Below are 1,614 nucleotides of genomic sequence, written 5' to 3'. Positions count from 1 at the left end.
AACACGACAAACTGGGGTATTTGGTTTTCAAATGCAAGTGGAGAAGGTTCAATAGTAAATTTAGGTAGCATAACTACCGCAGGGTGGTACACCTTTGGTATTACCTGGGATGCCAACACAGGGGGACAGGGCTATTTAAATGGTGTGAATAAGGGTAGTGTGGCAACAAGGTTTCTTCCAACTACGATTTCGGCACCTGTGGCTTATATTGGCTCTTGGACGAGTGGAAATCAATATAATCAGCTAATTGACGACCTACGCATTTCCAATCGTGCTCGTACCGCAGCTGAGATTCAGGGGGCCTTTCAAAGTAACCAACCGTTGCCTGTGGATGCAGATACAACGTTAAAAGTAACGTTTGATAATAGCTTGGATGCAAACATTCCTGCAATTAATTACATTTACGATAGCTTAAATCGTTTAAATATGGTTGTTACACCAAATAAAGCAATAAACTTACAGTATGATAACAACGGAAATTTAATTAGACGAACAATTAATTATCAAGGGAATTGATCAACAGGGAGGGATTCAGTCTTTGCATGAAATCAGGAATAATAAACGATTATTCTTTTATCTGTTAGTGCTGCTGATTGTTTGCTTAACTATAATGCCCAGTTTTCCCGCCAGTTTAAATGCTACTGAATTGAACGAGATAAAAGATCCTGCAATAAAAGAACTTAATAATTATAATAGCCCTTTGCTCATGTCACCTTTAGATGTAAAGCAAAAAAGTGAAATGGATGACATTTCAAATAATCTCGTATTTGAATCTGAAAATATTAATCCGATGAATTATGCAAACATAACTTATCCCACAAACAGTTATATAAATAATTTTCCCATAAGAAACAAATCGGGTTTGTATATTGCCGGGTTTTCATCCAAATCCGGAAAAAACCTGCTTCGTTTCTCCTATGGTGGAGCAAGTTTGTTGCTTAGCCCTTCGGAGTCCGTTTCCGTTACCGGTAAAGTGTATCAAAACACCATTTCTTACAAAGATATCTACCCTTATACTGAATTCCGGTATACGGTTGAAAAAAGTTATCTGAAAGAGGACATAATTGTCCAAAAGTATACCGGCAAAAGTGATTTTCATTTTAAAGTTGATATAAGTAATGTACTTTACAAGAAAAAATATAATGGAGAAATACATTTCTTTGATCCTAGCTCAGATAACCCGCTTTTCTATATGCCCAAGCCCTATGCTCTGGATAAAAATAGTAATCGTTGTGATCTAGTTAATGTGGAATTATCCAAGGCGGGATTGTTAACAGTATCCGTTGATCCTGAATGGCTTAAGAAAGCTGTTTATCCGGTTATTATTGATCCAACTTTTATATTGCTTAATGCTACATTTAGTCGTTCCTCGGTAGCATACGAGCAGGATGGCTCGCAGGTTGCCGTAAATCAGCCCCGCTATGAGGCAGGTAAATTTGGACAGGCGTTGATGGTAGAAGAAGGGACGACAAACCTTCTTACCGCGAATCAAAGCAGCCTTGAGGATTCATTACCAACGGGTTTTGTTGGAGACGGTGGATTTGTTACTTGGTCAACGTCGACAAGCAAGAGTGGTTCCGCCTGTATGAGAATTGACACTAATACAACTGATGT

The 1,614-nt window shown here is 38.3% G+C and carries 1 protein-coding gene and 1 pseudogene; both read left to right on the top strand.

Annotated elements, in window-relative coordinates:
- Positions 1–516: LamG-like jellyroll fold domain-containing protein (locus BUA78_RS19615; RefSeq protein WP_139257473.1), on the top strand; the 516-nt coding region annotated here is incomplete at its 5' end.
- Positions 517–538: 22 nt separating this feature from the next.
- Positions 539–1,614 (top strand): annotated as a pseudogene (locus tag BUA78_RS19610) (hypothetical protein); the annotation flags it as partial.

The sequence above is a fragment of the Desulforamulus aeronauticus DSM 10349 genome (assembly GCF_900142375.1).
GTDB classification, from domain to species: Bacteria; Bacillota; Desulfotomaculia; order Desulfotomaculales; family Desulfotomaculaceae; genus Desulfotomaculum; species Desulfotomaculum aeronauticum.
The sequence above is the reverse complement of the archived record's forward strand: the minus strand, read 5'-3'. Positions and strand labels throughout refer to the sequence as shown.